Origin of the sequence: Fuerstiella marisgermanici (assembly GCF_001983935.1) — a bacterium.
Taxonomy (GTDB): domain Bacteria; phylum Planctomycetota; class Planctomycetia; order Planctomycetales; family Planctomycetaceae; genus Fuerstiella; species Fuerstiella marisgermanici.
Window position 1 is genome coordinate 7,746,611 of the sequence record NZ_CP017641.1, and the last position, 25,635, is coordinate 7,772,245.

General features: G+C 56.1%; 16 protein-coding genes. 8 read left to right on the top strand and 8 right to left on the bottom strand.

Going from position 1 to position 25,635, the window contains the following annotated elements:
- Positions 1-31: 31 nt before the first annotated feature.
- On the bottom strand, positions 32-1,477 hold the full coding sequence (locus Fuma_RS29140; RefSeq protein ID WP_077027212.1) for an FAD-dependent oxidoreductase: 1,446 nt from the start codon (positions 1,475-1,477) through the stop codon (positions 32-34).
- Positions 1,478-1,711: 234 nt separating this feature from the next.
- Entirely contained in the window at positions 1,712-2,620 is a 909-nt protein-coding gene (locus Fuma_RS29145) for a GIY-YIG nuclease family protein (protein WP_077027213.1), read from the bottom strand.
- Positions 2,621-2,952: 332 nt separating this feature from the next.
- Between Fuma_RS29145 and Fuma_RS35475 the strand changes: the two genes are divergently transcribed.
- Both Fuma_RS35475 and Fuma_RS29155 read left to right on the top strand, forming a co-directional pair.
- Entirely contained in the window at positions 2,953-4,257 is a 1,305-nt protein-coding gene (locus Fuma_RS35475) for a hypothetical protein (protein ID WP_158521173.1), read from the top strand.
- Positions 4,254-5,447 carry a tRNA-uridine aminocarboxypropyltransferase gene (locus Fuma_RS29155; protein WP_158521174.1) on the top strand — a complete coding sequence of 398 codons (1,194 nt, stop codon included), beginning with the start codon at positions 4,254-4,256 and terminating at the stop codon, positions 5,445-5,447. The genes Fuma_RS35475 and Fuma_RS29155 overlap by 4 nt, the downstream gene beginning before the upstream one ends.
- 49 nt (positions 5,448-5,496) lie before the next feature.
- Here Fuma_RS29155 and Fuma_RS29160 read toward each other — a convergent pair whose 3' ends face one another.
- The 4 genes from Fuma_RS29160 to Fuma_RS29170 all read right to left on the bottom strand — a co-directional run bounded on the left by Fuma_RS29160 (position 5,497) and on the right by Fuma_RS29170 (position 10,960).
- Entirely contained in the window at positions 5,497-7,239 is a 1,743-nt protein-coding gene (locus Fuma_RS29160) for a serine hydrolase domain-containing protein (RefSeq protein ID WP_077027215.1), read from the bottom strand.
- Positions 7,240-7,514: 275 nt separating this feature from the next.
- Entirely contained in the window at positions 7,515-9,362 is a 1,848-nt protein-coding gene (locus tag Fuma_RS29165; protein ID WP_077027216.1) for a glycerophosphodiester phosphodiesterase family protein, read from the bottom strand.
- 55 nt (positions 9,363-9,417) lie between these two features.
- Positions 9,418-9,579 carry a hypothetical protein gene (locus Fuma_RS35480; protein ID WP_158521175.1) on the bottom strand — a complete coding sequence of 54 codons (162 nt, stop codon included), beginning with the start codon at positions 9,577-9,579 and terminating at the stop codon, positions 9,418-9,420.
- Between the two features lie 196 nt (positions 9,580-9,775).
- Complete coding sequence (locus tag Fuma_RS29170) at positions 9,776-10,960, bottom strand: hypothetical protein (protein ID WP_145944440.1); 1,185 nt, start codon at positions 10,958-10,960, stop codon at positions 9,776-9,778.
- A 212-nt stretch (positions 10,961-11,172) separates the two neighbouring features.
- Between Fuma_RS29170 and Fuma_RS29175 the strand changes: the two genes are divergently transcribed.
- The 3 genes from Fuma_RS29175 (at position 11,173) to Fuma_RS29185 (ending at position 16,357) form a co-directional block, all read left to right on the top strand.
- Positions 11,173-14,040 (top strand): DUF1549 domain-containing protein, encoded by a 2,868-nt coding sequence (locus tag Fuma_RS29175; protein ID WP_077027218.1) that lies wholly within the window; start codon positions 11,173-11,175, stop codon positions 14,038-14,040.
- Positions 14,041-14,052: 12 nt separating this feature from the next.
- On the top strand, positions 14,053-15,324 hold the full coding sequence (locus Fuma_RS29180; protein ID WP_077027219.1) for a DUF1501 domain-containing protein: 1,272 nt from the start codon (positions 14,053-14,055) through the stop codon (positions 15,322-15,324).
- A gap of 283 nt (positions 15,325-15,607) precedes the next feature.
- The gene (locus tag Fuma_RS29185) at positions 15,608-16,357 is read left to right on the top strand and encodes a DUF2971 domain-containing protein (RefSeq protein ID WP_077027220.1); all 750 of its coding nucleotides are present in this window, start codon (positions 15,608-15,610) and stop codon (positions 16,355-16,357) included.
- A 312-nt stretch (positions 16,358-16,669) separates the two neighbouring features.
- Here the strand turns inward: Fuma_RS29185 and Fuma_RS29190 are convergent, their stop codons facing one another.
- Together Fuma_RS29190 and Fuma_RS29195 are read right to left on the bottom strand one after the other, a co-directional pair.
- A complete protein-coding gene (locus Fuma_RS29190) occupies positions 16,670-18,133 on the bottom strand; it encodes a DUF1501 domain-containing protein (protein ID WP_077027221.1) in 1,464 nt (487 codons plus the stop codon).
- 3 nt (positions 18,134-18,136) lie between these two features.
- Positions 18,137-21,277 carry a PSD1 and planctomycete cytochrome C domain-containing protein gene (locus Fuma_RS29195; protein ID WP_077027222.1) on the bottom strand — a complete coding sequence of 1,047 codons (3,141 nt, stop codon included), beginning with the start codon at positions 21,275-21,277 and terminating at the stop codon, positions 18,137-18,139.
- A gap of 246 nt (positions 21,278-21,523) precedes the next feature.
- Between Fuma_RS29195 and Fuma_RS29200 the strand changes: the two genes are divergently transcribed.
- From Fuma_RS29200 to Fuma_RS29210, 3 genes are all read left to right on the top strand, one after another.
- Positions 21,524-22,192, top strand: coding sequence for a 3-keto-disaccharide hydrolase (locus Fuma_RS29200; RefSeq protein ID WP_083732406.1), 669 nt, complete (start codon positions 21,524-21,526; stop codon positions 22,190-22,192).
- A gap of 199 nt (positions 22,193-22,391) precedes the next feature.
- Positions 22,392-24,080, top strand: a complete 1,689-nt coding sequence (gene ilvD, locus Fuma_RS29205) for a dihydroxy-acid dehydratase (protein WP_077027223.1) — start codon at positions 22,392-22,394, stop codon at positions 24,078-24,080.
- A 3-nt stretch (positions 24,081-24,083) separates the two neighbouring features.
- On the top strand, positions 24,084-25,508 hold the full coding sequence (locus tag Fuma_RS29210) for a TAXI family TRAP transporter solute-binding subunit (RefSeq protein ID WP_077027224.1): 1,425 nt from the start codon (positions 24,084-24,086) through the stop codon (positions 25,506-25,508).
- Positions 25,509-25,635: the final 127 nt, after the last annotated feature.

The window sequence follows — 25,635 nt, forward strand, 5'->3', positions numbered from 1 at the left end:
CTGCAGCGGCGGCAGATTCGCGAATCGATCGTTAGCTTGGTTTGATCTCACGCCAATCCAGTTCGTGAGGCAAAATTTCCCGGCGAGCCGACTCGGCAGCGGCGAGGCCCGCGGCTTCGCCCATCGGAACGGAATTGCCAGTGACGCGGTAGCTGGAATGAGCGATGAAGTCGCCGCTAATGCAGCGTCCTGCCACCAGCAGTCCATCAACGTCGGCGGCGACCAACGCAGGGTACGGAATGTCGTACGGCTTCAGGCCGCCTTTCTTGAATTCACGACTGATTTCCTTGTTCCCGTGCGCGTTCAATGCGTGAACGTCGATCGCAAACTTGGCGCGGCACACGGCTTGTTCGTGCCGCAGTCCTTTTGCCAAATCTTCCGCTGTAATTTCATAGCGTCCCTTGATCCGTCGCCCTTCGCGGACTCCGATTTGTTCGGCCGTCGCGACAACGGAAATATCTTTCCACGGCCCGCCCACCTTTCGCAGGCCATTGATGATGTCGTGGACCTCCCGACGCGCACGAATCGTGGCTTCGGTAATGGCGGAGGCATCGAACGCGGACACACCGTATTCGTGATTCGTCATGATCGAATAGATACCGCTGTGCAGGTGCCGCAGTGTGGGGCCGCGATACGAGGGACTCACGCCGTGTTCTTCCATCAACTTCAGCAACAGAGGCTTTGCCTTGCGGCTGTCTTCACGGATGTAGGGCCGCACCGCTTCAGGATCAACGCCCGTCAGAAGCGCGAGCATCGACATGGGCTGGCATTCGCAGTCTGCTCCCGTACCAACATCAAACCGGCAGCCCGCGTGAGCCGCCAGATCACCGTCGCCGCTGCAGTCTATAAACCGATCGGCGAGCCAGGCTTCGCGGCCCGACTTTGATTCGGTCAGCACGGCCGCCACACGATTGTGTTCGTCCGTGACCGCTCCGGCCAGTCGTGTATGAAGGCGAATGTTAACACCTGCTTCGACACATAATTCTTCGAGTACTAGTTTGGCGATTTCCGGATCGTAAACGGTGCCATGAGTGTTCTTCGCAACCTCACTGCCGCGCGACGAAAACTTCGTCAGTAGTTCGGCCATGATGCCGGACTTGTTTTCGGAATCCAGAATCTTCGTCAGCAGGCCGCATGTCCACACACCGCCCAGGCAGCCCGCCATTTCAATCAACTGCACCGACGCTCCCGCGCGAGCCGCCGCCAATGCTGCGCCGATTCCTGCCGGTCCGCCACCGCAGACGAGCACGTCAGTCTTGCCGGCGACCGGGATTGCTCGCTGCTGTTCAACAAGCTGCGTGCCGTCTGCGGACAACATTCCATGCGTCTGCAGGACGTCGCCGCTGACGGGGTTGGTTACTCGCGTGGCGTGTTTTTCATCAGCCGCCGTGTCTGACGACGTCAAAGCTGAAGACAGGACCAGCCCGCCAGCCGTAGCCTGCAGAAACTGACGTCGTGAGTGATCGCCTTGTGTCATCGTTTTGCCTTTTCGACGCTACCGATATGGGTTTGAGAGGCGTGCTCGACGAATGAGCTCGCTGAATTTCCGACTGGGACCAACCAACATCTTTGCTGGAATGTCGGCTTGCGTAAACCGCGCTGGCAAAATTTCATAGTCGGCGGACCGATTGCGTGCGAAGGAACATTCCGTAGCAACTGTGTCGCCTCCAAAGATTTCGAGCGTTGCAACGCGAATTGCTGCCGAAGTTTCTCATCGCTCGTCCTCAGCACTCTCCGCTGCTTTGAGCTTGCTGTCGTGCCAGTCGGCGTAGGTTTGTGACGTGCCGGAGACCTTCCAGGCGTCTCGGCCGTTAATGTTTCCTGCGTTTACCACTGCCCCGCCGGCGCTGGGACTCCTGAACGGCACGTCTTCTGTGAAGATGTAGTAGTCTGAGTCCGCTTTCTCAATCAACTTGCCATCAACGATGAGTTGATCGCGAAGACTCTTGTAGGATGTCCACGATGGCAGACCTGATCGTCGAGCCGTTGAGTCTTTCAGAACGACAAATTCGTCATCCACTTCTCGAGCATACGCTTCTGTACCGACCACGTTCAACACGAAGAGTGGGGATTCATTTGCGGACGGTGCAGGAGTTCTGTTGATCACCGGCCGAGCTTGCAGAAAGTTGAGTCCGAGTACGGGGAGTACGATTTTGAGTTGATGCAGGAAATACTCCATATCGGCAACGTCGGATTCCGGAAGTGGAGGAGTTTTGGGCAGCGTGTCGTTTTGAATGTGCGCTCGGCCCGCTTCGTAGCCCAAACTGACAAGTCGGCTTTCCAGATACCGCCCGTGGGCCTTCGTAATGTTTTGGTCCTTGCTGATGACCACAAGGCACCGAGTCCAGAAGTCCTTCTTTTCGTCCTTGTCGTGCGACTTCAGTCTTTGCAGAACATCATCTCCTTCGCCGACATAAACCGTGTCGCGAGTTGGTTGTTCGGGGTCCGGCCCCACTAATATGTAGATTCCTGTGCGCCGAACTTCTTCTCGTTTGGCTAGTTCGGCGAGCTGAGAACGTGGGGCGACGAGAATCATTCCCGTCCAGTTGATGATTTCAGTGGTCATTATCCCGGAAGCGTCACCGTCGACGAGATGCAGGCGAATAGTTTTTCCGACCATGGATTATGATTCCGGTTGTATTCCTGGTCTTTCAAGGATCCCCGTGATTGCACGTCGGGAAATTGTATTCGAGTTGCGGCAATGTGCGAACTGACGTGGCTGGGTGTCATTCTAACTCCTTAATGCGACCTGGTGAAGTTTGTGCGTCGTCCTGACATCGAATACCATGCCCGCACTGCCATAGCCGTTGTTCGGCTGCCAAGTCCCCGTTCGTTTTCCCACGTGCCAAAGCCCTTCTCATGCGAGAACCCCGCTTCACAATATTCGTCACTCTTGCCTGTGCGATGCTCTGTGTTCCCACAGTCGCTGTGGGCGCGGAGGAATCTCAGCCGATGAACGAGCCAGCATTTCGCATTGGTACGTTTTCTGCCGACGTCACGGTGCCGCTCGATCATCGCTGCATGGGCGTTTTGCCAACGAAAACCAAGTTCGTCAAAGACCCGCTGGAAGCGCGTGGCTTTGTGCTCCTCGGTGCGGAAAAACCGATTGTGGTTGTGGCTGTCGATTGGTGCGAAATCCGCAACGGCGCGTACGATCAATGGCGTGAAGCGGTCGCCAGTGCCGCCGGGACGTCGCGCGAACGAGTTCTTGTGACCAGCCTGCATCAGCATGACGCCCCGGTTGTTGATGCTGGAGCGGCGAAATTGCTGCGCGATGTGGGCCTGCCGAATGAACTGTATGACGAAGCATTTCACGCCGAAGTGCTGCAACGAGTTTCGGCCGCCGTCAAAGACGCGCTGTCGAAGGCAGTGCCGGTGACTCACGTGGGAACTGGACAAGGCAAGGTGGAAAAGCTGGCTTCGAATCGGCGAGTCGTCCGCGAAGATGGTCGCGTTACCTTCGGCCGAGGCAGCCGCAGCGGTGGCGATGCTTTCATGAGCGCCGCACCAGAAGGACAAATCGATCCCTTCGTCAAAACGATTTCGTTCTGGAACGAGAAAACACCTATCGCCGCCCTTAGCGTCTATTCCATTCACCCGATGAGCACCTATGGAGAGGGACTCATTTCGGCAGACTTTGTTGGGCTGGCTCGTCGGCTGCGGCAGCACGACCTGCCGGACGTGATGCAAATTTACGCATCCGGTTGTAGTGGCGATACCACGGCGGGAAAGTACAACGATGGTTCCGATGCGGCTCGACACAAGATGACTCAACGGCTGTACCAAGGCATGAAGCAGGCGTGGGAAACATCGAAGACGACGCCGCTTACAAAGATGCAGTTCCGTTCCACACCGCTGCGATTGGAATTTTACGAACACGGCAATCTGGAACCGGCCAAACTTCAGGCGACGTTAAACGACGCCGAACGTCGCGCGGAAGATCGCATTCTGGCCGCCATGGGCCTGTCCAGTCATCAGCGAGTTGCCGCTGACCAGCCGATTGATTTTCCGTGTGTCGATTTCGGAGCGGCTCAGTTGCTGCTGTTTCCTGGCGAATCGTTTGTCGGTTATCAATTGATGGCTCAACAGATGAGAGCGGATTCCTTTGTGGTGTCGATGGGCTATGGCGAATGCTGGACCGGTTACGTTCCGCTGAATTCGTCCTTCGGCGATGGATTCCACGACAGCTGGTTGTGGGTCCCGCCCGGTTCCGAAAATCGGATGCAGCAGGCAATTCAGAAAGTGCTGCTCCCGTGACGTTTGACGCCCGTTCAATAACGCCCCTGCCCCGCCCTGCACCGCATTTAGTCACCGACCGGTTTCGCGAACGCTGCTATACCTGCTATCGCCCACAGGCCGCCTGCTTCTGCGACACGATTCCGTCGATCGACAACCGAACGCACGTGCTGATTCTGCAACACGTCAAAGAACGATTTCATGCCTTCAACACGGCTCGAATCGTCCGGCAGGCGCTGCGTAACTGCGACTTGCTGGTTGATCAAACGAAGCGGCTGGCGCGAGCGGAACTGCCTCTGCATCAGTCGACTGGCGTTCTGTATCCCGGCGCGAATGCGAAGTTGCTGTCGGATCTGCCTGCGTCCGACCGGCCGGCTCAATTGATCATTCTGGATGGCACATGGCATCACGCGAAGACGTTCATGCGACAGATTCCCACGTTGCAGCAACTGCCGCGATACTGTCTGAACCCCGCCGCTCCCAGCAACTACCGAATCCGCAAAGAACCCACCGAATCGGCGCTGTCAACTGTTGAGGCGACCGTTGAGGCGTTAAGGACCCTGGAACCTGAAACGGAAGGTTTCGACAAACTGCTGCGAGCTTTCGACGGCATGATTGACGAACACCTGCTGCATTCGGAAAAGTCTGGCCGGCTGCGGATTCCAAAGCGACCGTGGAAGCCGCCTGCGAATATCCCCGCCGTCTTAATCGACGATTTGCCCAACGTCGTCGTCGCTTATGGAGAAGCAGCTCGCGGACTGAACGGCCAGCGGCAGAAGAACCGCGAACCGATCTACTGGGCCGCTCAACGATTGGGCACAGGCGAAACGTTCGAACGCGCCATTCATCCGCGACGCCCTGTGGAGGCTGAGTTCCTGACTCACCTTGAACTTTCCGCCGCCGACTTTGCGAACGCAATCGCCCCAGGCGACTTCCGCGACGCATGGCAGAAATTTCTGCGGCCCACCGATACGCTCGCCGTCTTCAACGACAGTACACTACGTTTACTGGCGACTGTCGCCGCAGAAGTGCCTTCTTCAGTCACCTTAAAGTCTGTGAATCTGCGGCAGGATTGCAAAACGCTGGATGCACTCGTGAGCATGCTGGAACTCATCCCGCCGCGCGTTTCTCACAAAGGTCGAGCCGGCAAACGGCTGGCGAGCGCCATCGCTTACGTGAAGTACCTTCACAACCTTGGCAACGGGCCGTGATTGGGGCTGCGTTTTGGTGCGGGAGTTATCTGCCGCATAAAATGAGTTGTTATTTGCCAACTCGTGTCGCGACCTGCTTCACGCCGTTTTGGTGAAGCGTTAATTGAGTTGCCGGACCCGATCGCCCCAGCTTGAATTCAAACATTGCATCGATGCCACGGTACAACCATTTCGTTTCTGAGTCCGGAAACACTTCGTTGAACTGCTGGCCGGACAGACGGACCATCAGGTGCCCGTCGCGATCTTCAACGTCGAAGACGAAATTGGCGAGCTTATATCGGCCGACCAGTCGAGCACGATGCTTTGCGTCGACGACGATTGGGCCTGGAATGCGTTCCGCCATTTTGCTGCTGTCTGCGCGACGGGACTCAGCCCGAATGGCAGCGCGATTCTCGGCGGTCATGACTGCGCTGTCGACGACGGATGCTTGTTTCGTTTTGACATCCTGTAGGCGCAGTTTGACTGTTTTCTCGGGTTTGTGCCCCATTCCCCACAACACTTCGACCAGGTCTTCGCGGATTCGCTTCTGCCACAAGCCGCCACACAGCTTCTTGGCTGAAGCGACAATCTCTGTGACCTTGATTCCGTCCAGCTCAAGCCTCTGGTAAGTTGTACCGTCGTAGGTGACGAACACAAAATCACCATGCATCCCGACGCTTGTGAAGGGTGACACCTTCGGCGGCGTATTGCCGTGCTGAATGTTCGGCTTGATGCCTGCTGCCGTCTGAAGCAACTGCACGGCCAGGGCATCCACTTCATCTGTCACGGCCGTGTTGCATAGCACGATGACAGCGGATTTGATTCGGCGGTTGATGAAAATTGCAGAGCGAGATCCGCCTGTTCCACCATTGTGCCACCGCGTTGCACCATCCGCGTGGATCATCCAGCCCAGGCCAATTGCTGAGCCTGATGCATCTGCGGCGCTGTGCTGCTTCCACGCCAGGTCAATTGCTTCACCCAACTTCCCCGGCGGCGGGTTTAGTTGTGCTTTCGCGAACTTCATCATGTCGGACATGGTGGCGCGGATTCCGCCCGCACCCGGCATATCGGCGAACGTCCAGGCTGACGTCGATAAACCAAATTTGCTGTGCGGAATTGCAGATCGCTGTTTCTGGTCGCGGGTCAATTCAACGGAGCAGTCTTTCATGCCGAGTGGCATTGTGATCCGTTCCTGCAACAGCTTCTGATAGGTCGTCTTCGCGTTTTCTGCAATCAGGTACCCGAGTACAGACATGCCGAAGTTTGAGTATTCATGCAATTCGCCCGGCTTACGGGGGAGTCTGAAATTCGCGAGCGCAGACGCAGCTTTCTTTGAATCGTAGAGTCGATACGGATCTTTCAGTGACGTGACTTCAAGATTTCCTGGCAATCTTGGAAGTCCAGAACGATGCGCGCTGAGGTCAACCCACTGGATCGAACGCCCTTTGTGCGACGGCAAACGAATACCGGCCGCGTTGTCGGTATTCGCTGTCGCATGCAAGTCCAGCTCCCCTCGCACCACGGCGTCGGCAAGCAGCAGACCGGTGAAGACTTTGCTGATCGAACCCAACTCGTAAACCGTGTGATTGTCCGCCTTCCTGCCAGCACTGGTCGCAGTGCCGAGATGCACGATTCCTTCGCGGTCGCCTTCGACGTAACCGATCGAGATGCCATCGACGATATTGTCTTCGATCAATGGCAAAGCGACTTTTGTGACAAGCTCGTCCGATAGCTGTTGTGCCGTCGCGATTTGCCCTGTCAGCCAGAACACTGCCAGCAGCGAAGTACCCAATGTTCTGAAACCATCTCTCATTTCGATCACCTTTCAAAAGCGAACCACCCTATTGATTGGTCGCACAACGGAGGTGATTATTACACGAAGTTGAAAGATTCCGTGAAATCGTCCGGTTGAAGCTTTATTGGTGCAGGAGCAATTCAAGGAATGCGGCGTCCCGCTTCTCGCCATTTGCAGGTAAACCTTCCGCTTCAAGTTTGAGGTGCGTCTTCCCAACCGGATTGGGCGTGTTCTTTCAGCGATCGGTCACTCGGTCGAATGGGGCCGGTTTATACGCGGAGTCGGCTGCTGTCTTACTGCGCCATTAGTGAGAGCAACAAACGAGGATGGTCTGTATAAAGTCGTTCGACGCCAGCATCAAGCAATCGCTTCATCGTGGTCGCGTCGTTGACGGTCCATGCTCCCACTTCGATTCCGGCAGCTTTGATCATTCGGATCTTTTCAGGCGTGATTCCTTCATGGTGAAGTACAAGTGACTCGAACCCGTGATGCGTGGCGATTCGGATGTCTTCTTTGATGTCGGTGTCCTTGCCTCGATCCCAGAACACGGGGATGGCTGAGTTAAGCTGCTTTACCTCAGCCATGTACGCGAGATTTCCATCATTAAAGCCCACCCATTTTTCCGCCTTCAATTCTTCAATCATCGCGACCGCGTCGGCGACGCAGTCCGTTTTGGGTTGAATGGAAACGCGAGTGCGATCCTGTTTTATCACGACTTGTAGAACGTCTTTGAGCAACGGAATCTGTTGTGGTGGGCACGAGTCGAGCGTCTTGCCGGTTCGTTTTCTGAAGTCGGTTGCCACATCGACGGTCGTCAGCTCTTTGTAGGTTGACTCGGAGACAACCAGGTTCTTGTCCCCCACGCGATTCGTTGTCTTGTCATGAATCACGACCAGTTGACCGTCCTTGGTGCGAAGAATGTCCAGTTCAATCCAGTCGGCTCCAACGTTGATGCCACTTTGGAAGGCCGGCATCGTGTTTTCCGGGAACTCGCCAGAGTTGCCTCGATGCGCCGTCACGCCATTGGCAGGAAACGACTCGCTCAGCTCGACGATCTGCCCACGTTTTTTCTGAAACAATTCCAACCAGCTCAGCGTCAATGCCTCAGGAATCGTTTTCGCAGGGCGGATCTCGTCGGGTGTCGATCCCCAATAAAAACCGATCCAGCCAGTGACATGCTCACGCGACCGATCGATGAATTCTTCGAGTTCTTCGGCACTGCATTTCAGAACGAATGTTTCTTCGACAACAACCGGTTTGCCGACTGCTGAAAACCCTTTCACGATTTCGATGGCTTCATCAACCTTTTCCCTTTCGGGGTAGATATGCATGGCGATGAAGTCGAGGTCTGCAGCAATTGTTTCGGGCACAAAGCCGGAAGTCATGCCGGGCCGATCCAGACTCCATGGGACCAATCCGACTGTGATCAGGTGTCGTTTGTCATGTTTACGGATCGCTGACACCAGCGTGTGAATCCAGTTTCGGGCCACGTCTGTGCGATTGCGGCCGTTGCGGTCAAGTGCGATGAACTGCACAAAGTGTTTGTTTCCGAGTGCTGGCCCCAACCAGTCATCGCGTTTTTTGTCGCCACCAGGCACAACCGGTTCATTCATGAGGTCGTAGCAAAAGATGGCTGGGCTATCTGAGCACGTCTTCGCCACGGCCTCCCAGAACACCGCTTGTGCCTTCCAACGCTCCTGTTCGCTGAGTCTGTCGTACCACCGTGGCACATCCTGTTTGTGGTAGCAGCCCAAGCCGGTTAGGTCGATGTAGATCCCGGTCTGTTCGGCCAGTTGGATCAGCTTCGCGAGTTGTTTCAGGGAATGCTGCGTGGGCTCGGTTGGGCTCGTCATGAACTTACCGAACTGAAGGTGAATGCGAACAATGTTTGCTCCGAGCCCCTTCATTTCCCGAAAGGCAGATTCGACCGTCGGCCACTTGTCGTCCCAGTAGTCCTCGATCAGCTTTCCATCGCCCTCGTGGTCATAATTAAAGCCCCACGGGACAAAGCGTCGGCCCGAAGTTGTCAAAGTGAAGCTCTTGCCATCGTCGGAAACCCGAACCCACTCCAGTTCTGCTGCGGTACATGGCACGGCAATCAGTAGCACGATGATCGAGATAGAAATTCTGCGAGGCGTCATTGGTTCATTCTTCTTTCTCACAAAACTGCGGCTTTAACATTGCCCAACACCGCTGTCACGTCCTGTGCGACAGCAGTTTCGGATGGACGGCAAGATGTTTTAGAACAAGGAGCGTGGTCGATCCATCGCCGTTAGAGTTGGCATCCGCGTTCATGCTGGCGTCGAACATGATCGGGGACCACGTGCAGTGAGGTTTCTGGCAACGACGCGACGACATCGTTCTAACTCCATGACATTAAACGTAGTGCATGACCTCACCCATGGCCATCGGCATAGCCACGTTCTTTTGGACTCTAAGCCCAACGGCAATAATTGACACGCTGCACAACGCAGATCTCACCGCGGAATCCGCACCCGGGTTTGTTGGCAATCTGTAACAGCATCAGGGACGAATGACGATCGCCTGCGGTCCTTTAGTCAGCCCGCAAAGCCTCTATCACCAGGGCGAGGTGACTGGGCAGCCAGTTGATTGTTGTGGCGACGCCGTGGCCGAGGAGTGCTGCTTCGATGGGGATCGCCATTGATGTGCGACCGCACGGTTCATATTCCACCAACAGGTTCTGGCCATCAGCGTGGCATCGCGTCCCTGTTTTCCATCGGGCGCAGGTGTCGCGAACGCTTTCGGGGACGATCAGCTTGGTATCAAATTCGTGCACCGGACGCTCAAGGCCTGCTTCCAGCAGTGCTGCCAGTTTTTTATTTATTCTTAGCGACGTGGGTGCCGATACATCCGTGCCCGCGATCGCGAAACTCTGGACCCAGTCACCGTACTTCGCTGTGATGATGTCCGGAAGATTGTGCGGCGGGAACATGGGTTTCGTTAGCGATGCTTGTTCCGTCGAGTAATTGCGGTGATGCAGAACATGAATTAACTGGCGGTAGCCACTTGAATCCCAGCCGTAGCGAACCGGTGTTCCGAATGCTGCAATTAAGATCGACTGCGCCCAGGGATGCGGCGACGGTGCAGTCAGCAGCATTGACTTCGCCTGTTCCCAATGAAGTGGCAACTGTGGTCCGACGGATTCGAAGAATGCTGTTACGGTCTCGCGATCATTTGCCAGCAGGTTGCTAAGCAACGCGAACGCATTGCCTGCGTGAGAATGCCCCCACAGCAGTATCCGTTCGGATTCCGCAGGTTGAAGTTCATTCAACCGACACAACAAACGAACAGCCAGGTCGGCTCGAGCGAAGTGATGATTTTGCCCCGTCCACGTTGGTTGCAAAAAACGCACGGGCGGATCGTCGCCAACCAGTTTCTGAAACTGCACGCTGAATTCGGGCGTGTAGTTGCCGACATCACGAGTCACTTTTTGTGTGAAGGGAGTCGTGTGTTCCTTCACTTTTTCGCAGATGTATTCCAGCGGCTTCTGCAGCGGAGTCACGCTGCGGGCGGTGGAACTCATCATCTCACAAATGCCAAACGGATCGTCGCCCATGAAGGTTCCATGGACAATCAGCGCCTCGCGCACGCCAAAGGTAGAATGTAATTGAGTGAAGTCGACGGCGTCGCCATCCGCCACATTCAGGACGCGAAAGACCGGAGCGACAGCGGGTTGCGTGGGATAGTTCTGATGTTGAAAACGGTTGAACTGCGGCATTGTTCGTCCTCTGATGGTGGATCTCAGCATGCTACCATTGCAGGTCGTATTGGCACATGAATGAGTCGCATCGTCCGAATTATCGATACTGATTGACTATCACTCATGGCCTTCGGTAGAATCTTTCGAAGTACTTAAGTGTCCTACCCACCTTTTGGCGAGCCCCCTCCTCCCGCCCAGCTCGTCGCCGTTTTATTGATGCAGGTTCCACCATGTACGCATCACCCACCGTCCGACTGCTTTCCTGTCGCTTCGCTTTTATCGCAGCGGCAGTTTGTCTCACCACGGATCATGTCTGTGCTGAAGACCCGCTGCATCAGCGCATTGACCGCGTCTTTAACGAAACTGCGATCGGTCCAGTGGCTGGCCCCGTCAGCGATCTTACGTTTGCTCGACGAATCTATCTGGACACCACCGGACGCATTCCTTCCATCGAAGAAACTCGCGCGCTACTGGCAGACAAGTCCCCGGATCGCCGTACTCAACTTGTGGACCGGTTACTGAACAGCGACGACTTTTCGCGACACATGGCCACTGTGTTTGACGTTATGCTGATGGAACGCCGAGGTGGCAAGCACATCAAGTCGGCCGAATTTCGTGCGTGGTTGCAGGAATGTTTTGAACAGGACAAACCGTTCAACCAACTGGCGGCAGAATTAATTGTCGCCGATACGTCGAAGGGCAAAAACCCGGCGGCTGCGTTTCTTCTGGAACGAGACGTCGAACCGAATCTGCTGACTCGAGAAATCAGTCGCATGCTGTTTGGCATGGATCTGCAGTGTGCTCAATGTCACGATCATCCCAACGTCGCAGATTACAAGCAGGAAGACTATCACGGTGTCTTCGCTTTCATGAGTCGTTCGTCGCTGCTGCAACCGGACAAGAAGAAGCCGGCGATGATTTCAGAATCCGCCGATGGTGTATCGCCCTTCAAGTCTGTGTTTACCGAACGCGAATCGTTTACTGCTCCACGAGTACCCGGCGAGGTTGAGATCACCGAACCCGTGATGCCAGCGGGCGAGGAATACAAAGTACGGCCGACCAAGACGGTCGCGGGAGCACCGAAGTTCAGTCTTCGCCAGAAACTCGCTGAAGTGATTCAGCGCGGTGAGAACCCGTACTTTCGACGCAACATCGCCAATCGACTTTGGGCTCAAGTGATGGGCCGAGGCCTCGTGCATCCGGTCGACATGCATCATTCTTCGAATCCGCCGTCCAACCCGCAGTTGATGGACCTGCTGGCCGAAGAATTCGCCGCAATGAATTTCCAGGTCAAACCGTTCCTGCGTGAGTTGCTGCTTACCGAAATCTACCAGCGTTCGCACCGTATCGACGATTCCACAACAGTTCAGCAGGAAGCTCTGGCGGCTGCGATTCAGAAACTGGAACAGCAGCGCGAAGCGGCCAATGAAGAGTCTGCGAAGCTGGACGTTCAGGCAGAAGAAGCTCTTGAGCTTCTGGACGCGGCTATTGTCAAAGCAGAACCCGTCCGCGCTGCATGGGCGAAGGCTCGAGCGGCGGCGACAGCGGCGGCAACAAAGCGAGATGCGGCCGCCACAGCGCGGCAGGCCAAACAAGCGGCCCTCACTGCGAAGCAAAACGTCGCCAGCACTCTGGCAGACGCGTTGACGCAGGCTCAAGCGGCGGCTGAGCTACTCAAAGACACTGAGTCATTGGCCGGCCCGTTGGCTACACTGAAGTCTCGCGGTGACAAGGTGACCGCGGAAACCGTCAAGCTGCAGAAAGAACTGGATGCAGCAACCAAAGCGGAGACCGCCGCGGAAGCGGTTCTTGCTAAATCGAACGCAGCTGAAATCGCCGAACGGGAAAAGCTGACGCCACTGAAAGAGATAATGCGGCAGCATCGAGCCATCCTTGTGAAGTCATGGACCGCATCAGAACGCGCTTACGAACGCGTCGTTCATGCTGAAAAAGAGTCAGCGTTTGTTGAGAGCCTGCAGACGATTTCCGAAACAGCCAGGCAGCTTCCACTCACGGTGGCAAATGCAGAGAAAGCTCAGCAACAGAAGTTGGCCGCTTCAGAAGCCGCCAGCGCTGCCGAACAACAAATGGCCACGGTCAGAAAGACCATGGCCGACGCCGAAGCAACCGTTCAGACGACACAGCAGCACATGAAGCAATTGGCTGCTCAGCTTTCGCAACGTCAGCAGGCCAGCCAGGCTTTGTCAGAATCGCTCAGCAATCTGAATGCTGCGGCGGCCGCGTTGTCGGACGAATCGTTAAACGCTGTGGCTCAGACAATTGCTGCATCGTCGACGCGAACCGCTGCCATCATGGGCCAGACTCAGGCGGAAATCGACCAGACGAATCAGGAACTGGCCAATTCTGAAAAGCAGATCGAACAGCTGAAAGCCACGGCCGACACGCTGCAACAGCAGGCTGACGCAGCCGGGGAAAAGGCGGCTGACGCTGCCAAACAGCTTGATGAACTGAAGCAGCAACTGGCGGCCTTGCAGGCTCAAGCGGATGAATCACACACAGTGGTCACTGAAGGTGCGACCAATCAGTTTCACCAGGCGCCGATCGAATCGTTGTCGGCTGAGCAACTTGCGTGGAGCATTCTGCAGACAACCGGGCAGATCGATATTCACATCGCCGTCGAGCTGGCGAAGCAAAACAAAGCAAAGCCACTGACCGCCGAGCAGCAAAAGGATCCGGCTGTTGTTTCGCAGCGGCACGCTGAGGCGAAGGCTGCCGCGTTTAAAATGCTGCAGGCCACGGTTACCAGCTTCGTCGCGTTGTTTGCTGCGGAAGCTGGGCAGCCACAGGACGATTTCTTTGCCACGGTCGATCAGGCTTTGTACTTCGCCAACGGAGGCCCCGTTCGTTCATGGTTGAATCCGTCGGGTAACAACCTGACCGGACGATTGATGAAGCTGGGAACTCCGGCCGAACTTGCGGAAGAACTTTACCTCGCCACGCTGGTCCGCAAGCCGACGACAGAAGAAATTGACGACATCGCCAACTACCTTGCGGCTCGTGGAGACGCGAAGAAGGAAGCGGTTCAGGAACTGGCATGGGGGTTGATCACCTCGGCCGAATTTCGTTTTCAGTATTAAGGGAACAGCACGATGACAGCCAACTATGCCTGCAACTCGCCTGAACACGTCTTCGCTCGTCGCCAGTTTCTGGGCACGATGGCTGGCGGCTTCGTCGCCGGTGGCCTGGGCGCGCTCACGAATCCGCTGGCTGCAGCGGAACTCAACCGCAAACAAATGCGTGTGCTGGTTGTGTTTTTGGCAGGCGGTGTCAGTCAGCTGGAGTCATGGGATCCGAAACCAAAGACTGACACCGGCGGCCCGTTTCGAGCCATCCCAACGGCCGTGCCGGGCATGCACATTTCTGAGCTGTTGCCGTTGACCGCCGTTCACATGGACAAGCTGGCTTTGGTACGCAGCATCAACACGAATAACAACGATCATGCCAAGGGCCGTTACCAAATGGTGCATGGTCGCAACCAGATGCCGGGGCAGGAATATCCACATCTTGGTGCCGTCTGCGCCAAGGGGCTGGAACGCAGCGATAATCCACTGCCGGGCTACATCAAAGTGGGTGGCGGTTCTCGAGGTTCCGATGCGGCGTATCTGGGCCCGAAGTATGCCAGCGTAGGAATCAACGGCAAACCGCCCGCCAACTCGGCTCGCCCTTCCAATCTGACGGAAGATATCGACATCATGCGGAACAAATTCCGTCAGCGAGCCAACGAACGTTTCCAGAAGAAACGACGCACCGCCGAAACGGACGTGTACACAGAAACGTTCGAACAGGCGCGACAGTTGATGGAAAAACGAGACGTGTTTGACGTCGAAAAAGAACCAGCCTCAGAAAAAGAAAAGTACGGCGATTCTCAGTTGGGCCGCCACAGCCTGATGGCTCGTCGGCTGCTGGAAAACGGCATTCCCTTCGTACAAATTCAACATTCCAACTACGACACACACAACGAAAACTTCAACTTCCACCTGGAACAGATGGGCGAATTCGACCGAGCATTCTCGGCGCTCATGGGGGATCTCAGTGACCGAGGCATGTTGGAAACAACGCTGGTTGTGGTGATGTCAGAATTCGGCCGCACGCCACGCATCAACGCTCGCTATGGTCGCGATCATTGGGGCAAGGCGTGGTCGGTTTGTCTCGGCGGCGCGGGCATTCAGTCAGGAGCGATCATTGGCGCGACGAATGCGAACGGCACGGAAGTGAGCGACCGCGAGGTCGACCATGGCCACCTCTTCCACACCTACCTGTCGGCCGTAGGAATGGACTCGCTCGGTTCGTTCGACATCGGCGGCCGAGACACGCCCGTTGCCGACCCGTCGCACGGCCCGATTAGCGAGCTGCTTGTTTGACTGGCGTGAAGGCCAGGCTTTTGAGAAGCCGGGCTTCGGTTTCGCATTTTCATCACGCCCGGTCGACCGGTTCGTGAACGATCGGTCGTCGTAGATCATTTCCTTGGTCGAAATCTCGCGCATGTCAGGACAGGGAATCGAGCGTGCTACGGACAAGGTATACTGTACCTTGTCGTGCTTGGTGTAGTCCCCAACTGAATGAATCGGTCGGCGGCATCGGTTGTCTACGACTGAGAGTATAGGTCGTTACCCAATTTGCACTGTCAACGATACGGGACCAGGAATGTCAGCTCCCGCTGTTATCTACCGCTATCAGGCTCCTAAGAAACGGAACGTCGAAAACGTTGAGAGGAGCTTGCTCTGGTTGTCCCACCCCTCGAAATTCAATGATCCATTTGATTGTGCAGGGGCAATGTTCCACAATCGGCCTGATGATGTTAAGGCAGATTGTTTTTACGATGCACTCCTTAACTTTGACTTTGATCAGACGATGGAGTTTGCTCAAGACTTTGTCGAGGAAGAGGGGGCTACATCGAATTCAGCGGCGTTGTCGTCAAGTGATATCTACTTCCGTAGGCAATTGTCTGGTGCTGAAGGAGTGACTTGCTTCTCGGAATTGCCTAAGAATCTTCTAATGTGGAGTCATTACGCAGATAGTCATAAGGGATTCTGCCTTGAGTATTCAACAGAATATTCGCCATTCCGTCAGCTGCTATGCCAAGTCAGCTACGAAATAAAGATGCCTACGGTCGCGCCTAGCGTACGAGAATTCGGAGACCTGTTCGAACTCAAAAAGTTCCTCCTTATCAAAGCTCGCGAGTGGCGATATGAAAAGGAATGGAGAATAGCTTCCAGTCTTTCGAATGCGCCACTTGACTATCCGCCCGAAGCTCTGAAGCGAATTCTCATTGGTGCAAAGGCGACGACCAGGACAGTTAACGCCTTGCGTCGGTCCGTTGAAGGCAGGCCAGTCAGCATTGTGAGGTTGAAGCTTTCCGACAACAGGTTTAGGCTTGAGGAGTCGCCTGACTGAACTGCAGACGTGGGGGCGGGAACACGCGGAGTACAGATGTAATTCAAGTGCCTTTTGTTTTTGGACGCTACCCGGCGTGTTTGATCAGCAGCAGTATGGACGTGACATTGGCACGCGGTACAACTGCCTGATTTTGTAAATCAAACAATTGCGGTTTTCACGCAAACCCAAAGCGTTCACTGATAACCGTTTGTGATTTTTACCTGTGATTTGTGGTAAAATCTAAGGCTCCCGCCTGCCTTACTGTCTCACAAGGTGTACCGCAGCGAGGAAGACAGGCACGAGCCTGCCATGCTGTCTGCTGGTTTGGGCTTAACGCAGGATCGCGTCGACGACTTTCGCGGAACGGCCGGCGGTGACGAGCTGTTTTTGGCCGTTGTGGTGGTAGACCAGTTCGTTGTAGTCGAGGCCGAACAGTCGGAACAGGGTTGCCTGGTAGTCGTTGGGGGTGACGGTGTTTTCGACGGCTTTGTGACCGAACTCGTCGGTCGCTCCGTAGGCCATGCCGGGCTTGAAGCCGCCGCCGGCGAACCAGATGCTGAATCCCTGCCCGTTGTGGTCTCGACCATGCTTGGCCGCCCCGCCCTGATCCTGAGTCACCGGCAGTCGGCCGATTTCTCCACCCCAGTGAACGATGGTTTCGTCCAGCATGCCTCGCTGCTTCAGGTCCTTTACCAGGCCCGCCGCCGGCTTATCTGTTTTGTGGCAGATGGACGGCAACGCGGACACCAGATTGCTGTGATTGTCCCACGGCTGGCCAGCCAAAAACAGCTGCACGAACCGCACGCCTCGTTCGACCAGTCGGCGAGCAATCAGACATCGCGTGCCGTATTCTCGAGTGGCGTCTTCGTTGATACCGTACAGTTCCTGCGTCGCCTGAGTTTCTTTACTGATGTCCAACGCCTCCTGTGCGGCCGTTTGCATGCGGGCAGCGAGTTCGTAGCTGGCGATGCGTGCTTCGAGGTCGGCTTCGGTGGGAAAGCGTTCGGCGTGCTTTCGGTTCAACGTCTGCAGCAGGTCGAGGTTCTGTCTTTGTGGAGTTCCCTGCAGATACGGTGGGGCTTCCAGGTTTAAGATGCGAGGTTCTTTGGGCCTCAGTACCGTGCCCTGAAATAACTGAGGCATGAAGCCGCTGGACCAGTTGTTAACGCCGTCGACGGGGTGACCGCCGGGATCCGTCAGGACCATGTACGACGGCAGGTTCTGAGTTTCTGAACCCAGCCCGTAAAGCAGCCACGATGCATAGTGTGGTCGGCCAAGAACGGCGGGGATGCCGCCATGAAAGTAGCGAATAGAAACCTCGTGCCCGTTGGCTCCAGTGTGCATGCTGCGGATCAGGCAGAGGTCGTCGGCGATGCTGCCGGTGTGAGGCAACAGTTCGGAAAATTCTGTGCCGCAGTCGCCGTGAGGTCGAAACTTCCAGCGTGTGCCGAGCAGCTTTTTGCTGGCGGCGTTGACGAAGCTGTAGACGATGTCGCCTTTGTATTCTGTCCCGTCGTATTTGGTGAGTTCCGGTTTGGGATCGGTCAGGTCCATGTGCGAGGGACCGCCGTGCTGGAACAGCGAGATCATGGCCTTGGCCGTGGGCTCCAGCGGTGGCTGTTTCGGCAGCAGGTCGAAGTTATGCTGTTCGACGCCAACCATCGGCGGCTTGGCCTTCGCTGCGTCCTGATTAAGCAGCCACGCGGTCGCGAGGCTACCTATTCCCAGCGAACCGCGGCGCAGGAATGCTCGACGGTTATGTTGATCATCGTAGACGTGTGTTTGTTCGGACATTGGTTATTCCACGTACAGGAATTCATTCGAACCAAACAGCGACTGACAGAGGCTGGTCATCGCTTGCCGCACGGTGCTTCGTCCGTCGGGCAGCTTCGCATTGTTGTCGTGTAGCGTTTGGATTTGGTTGTTGACAAACGTCGCCGCGAGTTGAAATTCGTCGTTAGTTGGTGGGCGGCAAAAGGCGAGTTGCCAGATTCTCGCAATCTGGCCGGGAATCGCGTCTGGGTTATCGGTCGGTCCTTCAAATTCTTCGGCGGCGACGATGGTGCGAACTGGCTGGCCGTCCGATTTCAACGTGATTGTGATCGCCCATGAAAACCCATCAGACGTGTGGCTGCCATTGCTGCCTGTGATGAAGTCAATTGTGTCGCCCGCCGCAACGGTGATTTCTTTGACAGGCGTTTCCGTTGAATTATGAAAGGCCAACCACTCGCCCGCTTTACCGGACGTGCTGGAAACGATTCGCCCGCGGACTCCGTTGCCGTTTTCTGAGGCGTGGCCCAACGTGCCGGTCACCGATACCGTGCCATCTGTTGGCGAAGTCCAGCGACGAATGGTGGCTCGACCAGGGACGTCCGGGTGTCCTCCAGCGGCCGTTAGGAACACGTAGCCGAGCGTTGAGTCTGGCACTGTTGTACCCGCCTGCCAACGACCTTCCACAAAGTGAGCCAGCTTGGTGAAGCTGCCAGTACGATCGGTTGCCTCATCATAGTCGCCGAAACCGTAGCTCCAGTTGGTCGCCGGAGTCGTGATTTTCGGAAGTGAAGCGAGCAGCTTAGCGTCGACCGGGGCGGCCTCTTTGGCTGCTCGTTCTGCCAGTAATGCTGCCTGCGACAAGGTGAATTCACCGTTCATCAGCATCAGCGATTGTGTGGCCACTGTCGACACCGGCCGGACTTCGCAGTTGGTTTGCATCACCGGTGCGTCGAAGGTTTGCAGCATGGCGACGGGGCGACTTCGGCGAGCCTGAATGTACATGCTGCGACGCTTCTGATCTCCGTTGACGATGACCTGCCCTGTTTCATCTTCTTTAATCGCGATGGGGCGGCCATACAGCTGCCGGTCAAGCTGGCCTGATGCTGCCAGCATGCGGTCGCGAATGGTTTCGGCATCAAGACGCACCAGGCGGCGGTGAGTAAATTCATACGCTGATGCCTGCATTGACGCGGGGTCACTGCCGGTTTCTGCCGTCTGCCGCCAGACGGTGGACGCCATGATCAGGCGATGCAGTTTTTTCAGACTCCAGCCTTGCTGCATGAATTCGTCAGCCAGGTAATCCAGTAGCTCAGGATTGCTCGGCTGAACGCCCAGCTTACCGAAGTCGGCAGGCGTTTCGACAAGCCCTTTGCCAAAATGATGTAGCCAAACACGGTTCACGATGACTCGCGCCAGCAACGGGTGCTTCCCACTTGTCAGCCATCTTGCAAACGCCAGTCGGCGGCCGGTGGTGGGACGTTCGTCATCGTTGACGGGCAGTTCCTGTTGTTCGCCTTCTGCTGCTGTGATGCTTAAGCCCGCGGGCAGAATTGTTTGCTTCGGCTGTTGATGGTCGCCTCGAAAAAACAGCTTTGTTTCCGGCACATGATTGGGCGGCTCAACCAGTGCTCGCAGAAATTCTTCCGGCGGCTTCTTCGCTCGAATTTCATTGATCTTCTGGTCGAACTTCGCGAGTTCCGGTCGCGAATCCGGGATGTACTGATACAAATTTCCGGGCGTGATTTTCACGCTGGGATTGCGGTCGAGCAGTGTTTTTTGTTCGTCGGTCTTTTTGTCGTTGGGCGTTTCGTAAGCGGTGCGAAGTTCCGACCGCAGCGGCTCAGCGAATCTCTTCAGCTCAGTTTCCAACGCCTGCTTCATAAACTCCGCAAGCTTTGCGGCTCGTTCTGTCGAAATGGACTTTGTTTGAGCCTCCAGTTCCGCCGCTCGCTCGCGGTCGGCTTTCGTATACAGCGAAATTCGGCGCGAATTCGGGTTCTTCCACGCCTGCCAGTCCAGGGCCGGTTCGAAGATGGCTCGCAGTGCAAAGTAATCTGTGTGCGGGATTGGATCGTAGCGATGGTCGTGGCACTGAGCACACTGCACGCTGAGTCCTAGTAGTGACGTGCCGACAATCTTGAGCGTGTCGGCCATCACCTGATTGCGAGATTCGGCATTGTCCGCTCCGCTGCCTGTGCCGTCGGCCGCCATGCGAAGGAAGCCGGTTGCGGTCAGAAGGTCGATCTGTTGTTCGGTGAGGTCGCCGCTGATTGGGCCAGCCAGCTCGTCTCCGGCGAGCTGTTCGGTGATGAACTGATCGAACGGTTTGTCATCGTTAAGTGATCGAATCACCCAGTCGCGGTACTTCCATGCCCACGGCCGTTCGGCATCCTGGGTGGTGTAGCCTTCCGAATCTGCATAGCCCGCGATGTCCAGCCAATGCCGCCCCCAGCGTTCACCGTAATGCGGCGAATTTAGAAGCGACGTCAACAGCCTGCCGTACCAATCGGCCTCGGTATCCTGCAATGCCGCTGCCATCTCTTCTGGCGAAGGTGGCAGGCCGATGAGGTCGAAGTACGCTCGGGTAACCAACGTGCGACGATCAGCGTCCGGTGAGAAACCAATTCCGTCAGGCATCGACTTCAGGACCAGTGCATCGATCGGCGTGCGAATATCGGCGGCTGTGCCGAAGGATTCGGCTGCTGGGATTTCGGGACGCTGGATCGGCTGGAACGACCAGAAGCTGCGTTCTTCCGGCGTGATCCCCAGCCCCGGCCCGATCGATTCTGGTTCTGGCCGAGCCGTCTGGGCTCCTTCCGCGATCCACCGTTCCAGAATCGCGATTTCTTCTTCCGGAACACGACCTTCGCCGGGCGGCATTTCGCCATTGCGCAGGCGGTCGATCAGGTAGCTGTCGTCCGGATGACCGGGTTCAATCGCTGCTCCACTCTCGCCACCGCGCTGCATGAACCGAACGAGGCGCAGGTCGAGGCCGCCCTTCATCTCATCGGTGGCTCCGTGGCAGTCAAAGCAGTGAGCTCGAAAGATGGGCCGGATATGTTTTTCAAACGTCAGCGGTTCATTGGCAGCCAATGCAGATGCCTGCAAAACCGCAAACAGCAACAACGACTGGCTAACGGCCTGAAGCGGCGATCGACGTAACATGTCGTCAAACCTGAGGAAGGACGTCGCGCGGGGTAAGGCTGCGCGAACAAAATATGGGGGCGAGAACAGGAAGGTCTGGGTGGGAGGGACTATTCAGAGTAACCGCTTCGGGATAGCGCCGTCAATGGATCTGCCGAAAGCCTGCATTCCGCCGGCCGTTTTTATCGATACACTTTCGACTCAACTCGGCACCTGTCAGAATTCCGCCACACTTGGCCAATAAATTCCTTCACGGAGTCACCACGAATGCTTCGCTCACGCTTGCTAGTCGTTTCGACTGTCGTCATAGCCACCGGCCTGACAATAACTTCGCCGAACGTCTTTGGTGCCGACGACGAATCGGCTGCGAAAACGGAAGACGGGTTCACTCCTTTATTCGACGGCAAAACGGCCGAGGGGTGGAACGGAGACATGACCGTTTTCCGCATCGAAGATAGTAGTCTTGTGGGTGGGCAGTTGAATGAAAAAATTCCGCACAACTTCTTCCTTGCTCACGACAAGACATTCGGTGACTTCGAATTGCGGCTGCAGTTTAAGCTGATTGGTGAGCAGACGAATGCTGGCATTCAAATTCGCAGCAAACGCATTCCCGACCATCACGAAATGATTGGCTACCAGGCGGATCTCGGTCAGAAGTACTGGGGCGCGTTGTACGACGAATCACGGCGTCGCAAAATTCTGGCGGCACCGGATGCGGACGAATTGGCCAAGGTGTTGAAGAAAGACGACTGGAACGACTATCGCATTCGCTGCGAAGGGCCTCGCATTCAACTTTGGATCAATGGCCTGCAAACGGTTGACTACACGGAAGAAGACAAAGACATTCCGCTGACCGGAAAAGTGGCCGTGCAAATCCACAGCGGTCCGCCAGGCGAAGCGTGGTATCGCAACATTCGCATCAAGCCGCTGAAGTAGTCGGTGCCAACCGCCGGCGGTTTCGAGCTGACGCTCGCGCTAGTCGTTGCCGCTCCCGTTGGTTGCTGATGGATACTGTCTTATGGCCGTCGATTAGCGGTCCACTTTCTTGCAGCGTTTGCGTTGTTTCAGATCACAGAATACCGATTGTTTTTCTGCTCGCGTCCCTAAAACCTCCACCCAGAAACCCTCTCCACTCATGCCCGTTAACTGGAACAGCACGCAACTCACCGCCGGATGGCAGAAAGGCGTCACCGCTTTTTACTACGCACTCGGACTGACCGAAGCCGACTTTGGTAAGGCTCAGGTTGGCATTGGAGTCCCGCTGCTGGAAGGTAACACCTGCAACGTTCACGCCTACGAATTGGCCGGCGAATTGAAGAAGGGCTGCGAAGAAGTCGGCATGCTGGCGTTTCCGTTTGGGACGCCAGGCGTCAGCGACAACCTGTCTCAGGGACACGAAGGCGGCAACGCCAGCCTGCCCTCTCGTAACCTAATCGCCAACAGTGCTGAGTGTGTCGTGACGGCGCATTGCTACGACGCCTTAATTGGCATGCACCACTGCGACAAAAACGGCCCCGGCTTTGCGATGGCGTTGGCTCGTACAAATTACCCCGGCTTGATTGTCAGCGGCGGCAGCATCATGCCCGGCTGTCACAACGGCAAGGATATCAGCATTCTGGATGTCTATGATTCTCAGGCAGCGGTTTCTGTCGGCGAAATGACGGCCGAAGAAGGCGACGCAATCTTGCGAACGGCGTGCCCAGGGCCCGGCGGTTGTGGCATTGCCGCATCGTTTAATACGTGGGGTATCGCGTGTGAAGCGATCGGAATGATGTTGCCGTCGAGTAGCTCGATTCCCGCGATTGATGCCGAAAAGCGGGCTGAGTGTCGTCGTGTAGGAGCCGCGTTGAAGCTGCTGTTAGAAAACAACATTCGTCCACGCGACATTCTCACCAAAGCAGCCTTCAAAAACGCGGCTGTGTCAATTGCGGCGGCAGGCGGTTCGACCAATGGCGTACTGCATCTGTTGGCGTTGGCTCGAGAAGCAGAAGTGGATTTCGGTTTGAAGGATCTTCAGCAGATCTTTCGCGACACGCCCGTGCTCTGCAGCTTTGCTCCGCGCGGGCCACGCACGATGGTCGACCTGCATCGCATTGGCGGGACGCCTGTGCTGTTGAAGCACTTGCTGGATGCAGGGCTGTTGGACGGATCATGCCTGACGGTGACTGGCAAGACGATGGCCGAAAATCTCGTAGACGTCCCTGCTCCGCCGGACGGTCAGGATTTGATTGTTGATAAAGATAATTGCTACAAGCCGTTTGCTGACATGCAAATCTGCTTCGGCAATCTTGCTCCGGACGGAATCGTGTTCAAAGTGTCCAGCATGGAGAATCCGAAATTCGAAGGCACGGCGATCTGCTTTGATGATCCTCGCGAGATTGTGAAAGCCGTCGAAGAACGACGCATCAAGCCGGGCAGCGCCATTGTGTTGCGGTACTGGGGGCCAGTGGCTTCGGGGATGCCTGAAGTTCTGGTGGCGACAGCCGCGTTGGCAGTGCCGGAACTTGATGGCAAAGTTGCCTTCATTTCCGACACAAGAGTGTCCGGAGTTTCTCACGGAGCCATCGGTGTCCACTGTGCACCGGAAGCGGCTGTCGGCGGGCCGATAGCGTGCGTACAGGACGGTGACAAAATTACGTTCGATCTGATCGCCGGGACGATCGAAGTGAATGTGTCCGCCGATGAAATGGAACAACGGCGAACCGCCCTGCCCTCGTGGATGCCTCGTGATCCACGGCGCGGGTATCTCGCCGATTTCTGCGCCACGTCAGCTCAATCGAATCACGGCTGCGTGAGTTCTGCGTTGATCGATTGCGCGCAATAGCCAATGCCTTCAGCACCCGACAATCTGCCGTTACCGCAACCTCGTTCATCGTGGTACGGCAGCGTTCCGTGGTTGAGTGCCATCGTTGTTGTCGCCGTGCTGGTGTTGCTGTTTTCTTACAGGAGTCGCACTCGGCTGCCGGCTCGTGTCGTCATCGCGGCCGGGCCGGAAGACGGGCGGTATGCTCAATTGGCTGAGGGGATCGCCGAGGAACTGCAGCTGCGAATGGGGATTCCCGTTGACGTTCGCGAGACTCAGGGTTCGCTGGAAAACCTACAGCTGCTGGAATCGCACGAAGTTCATCTGGGGCTTTATCAGCCAGGCACGCGGCTGATTCTGGAAGGCAATGAGCAAAGCGATTCGGGCGGTGAGCCAGCGAAATTCGTCAGCAACCTGTACTCCGAATTCCTGTTACCAATTGGTGCGGCGGAAGACAAAGTAGGTCTATTGGCCGAGCCCGATGATGTCGTCTGGTCCTGTAACCATCGACTGTCCGGCGAATATGCCGCGGCAAAGCTGTTGCTGGATCATCTGAATATCAACGAAGCCGATATCAACGTGCAGTCCGTCCGCTACGTCGATCTGCCTGGCCAGGTTCGCGGCGGTCACGTGAACGTTGGAATCCTGTGCTGTGGACTCAGCGCGCCAGTTCTGCCAACGTTACTGACTTCGGGCGCGGCAAAACTGTTGCCGATCCCCGCCGTGGAATCGCTGGCTCGTCGACACACTTCGCTGAAGCTGGAAACTGTGCCGGCCGGCTTTTACCAGACGTCTCCCATGGTTCCGGCGGAAGATTTTCAGACGGTCACGCTCCAGGCTCAACTGCTGGCCGATACAGATGCGCCAGTTCGCCTTGTGGAAGTCGTCACAGAAATTATTTCCGACGCCCGCTTCCAGCGTCGCAATCGGCTGACGGAGTTGTTTGCCGGCGGCACGTCGTATGCAACTGATCGGCCGGAATATGAAATGCATCCCGGGGCGTCTCACATTTACAGTCCCGGATTGAAGCCGCTGCTGAATCCCGATTTTGTGGAAGGCACCGAAGGGCTACGTTCATTTATCGTGTCACTGCTAGCTGCCGCGTGGTTGCTGCATCGTTGGTGGAATCGACGGCAGATCCGCAGCCAGGAACATCGACTCGATCGCTACATTCGCGAACTGTTGGCACTGGAACGAGCTCAAATGGAAGTCGATGGGGAAGGCGGTCCCGAGGAATCGAAGACGCTTCAGGAACTGTTGGACAGCGTCACCATCCTGCGTCAGGAGGCGCTGTCGGAGTTCACAGCTCACGAACTAAACGAAGACCGAGCCGTCGACTGCTTCATCGAAATGTGCCACGCATTGAGCGACAAAATCAACGGCAAGCTGACACGACACGCGATTCTTTCAACAAAGTCGATGCCCACGTCTAAATTGCCAAACGGTTGAGTTCGAGCATGCACGGGATTGCTAATTCGGTGTATTCCTGAAGAAAGTGCAGTATTCATGAGGGAGGGAACGCCCCCACTGTAGAAACGGTGAATCCGCACGATTAGACTCTGGCCCGCAAACCAAG

Bases quoted from the DNA above. Each gene is read 5' to 3' on its own strand.
- Fuma_RS29140 (WP_077027212.1), bottom strand. From the start codon at position 1,477: ATGACACAAGGCGATCACTCACGACGTCAGTTTCTGCAGGCTACGGCT.
- Fuma_RS29145 (WP_077027213.1), bottom strand. From the start codon at position 2,620: ATGGTCGGAAAAACTATTCGCCTGCATCTCGTCGACGGTGACGCTTCC.
- Fuma_RS35475 (WP_158521173.1), top strand. From the start codon at position 2,953: ATGAACGAGCCAGCATTTCGCATTGGTACGTTTTCTGCCGACGTCACG.
- Fuma_RS29160 (WP_077027215.1), bottom strand. From the start codon at position 7,239: ATGAGAGATGGTTTCAGAACATTGGGTACTTCGCTGCTGGCAGTGTTC.
- Fuma_RS29165 (WP_077027216.1), bottom strand. From the start codon at position 9,362: ATGACGCCTCGCAGAATTTCTATCTCGATCATCGTGCTACTGATTGCC.
- Fuma_RS35480 (WP_158521175.1), bottom strand. From the start codon at position 9,579: ATGTCGTCGCGTCGTTGCCAGAAACCTCACTGCACGTGGTCCCCGATC.
- Fuma_RS29170 (WP_145944440.1), bottom strand. From the start codon at position 10,960: ATGCCGCAGTTCAACCGTTTTCAACATCAGAACTATCCCACGCAACCC.
- Fuma_RS29175 (WP_077027218.1), top strand. From the start codon at position 11,173: ATGTACGCATCACCCACCGTCCGACTGCTTTCCTGTCGCTTCGCTTTT.
- Fuma_RS29180 (WP_077027219.1), top strand. From the start codon at position 14,053: ATGACAGCCAACTATGCCTGCAACTCGCCTGAACACGTCTTCGCTCGT.
- Fuma_RS29185 (WP_077027220.1), top strand. From the start codon at position 15,608: ATGTCAGCTCCCGCTGTTATCTACCGCTATCAGGCTCCTAAGAAACGG.
- Fuma_RS29190 (WP_077027221.1), bottom strand. From the start codon at position 18,133: ATGTCCGAACAAACACACGTCTACGATGATCAACATAACCGTCGAGCA.
- Fuma_RS29195 (WP_077027222.1), bottom strand. From the start codon at position 21,277: ATGTTACGTCGATCGCCGCTTCAGGCCGTTAGCCAGTCGTTGTTGCTG.
- Fuma_RS29200 (WP_083732406.1), top strand. From the start codon at position 21,524: ATGCTTCGCTCACGCTTGCTAGTCGTTTCGACTGTCGTCATAGCCACC.
- ilvD (WP_077027223.1), top strand. From the start codon at position 22,392: ATGCCCGTTAACTGGAACAGCACGCAACTCACCGCCGGATGGCAGAAA.
- Fuma_RS29210 (WP_077027224.1), top strand. From the start codon at position 24,084: ATGCCTTCAGCACCCGACAATCTGCCGTTACCGCAACCTCGTTCATCG.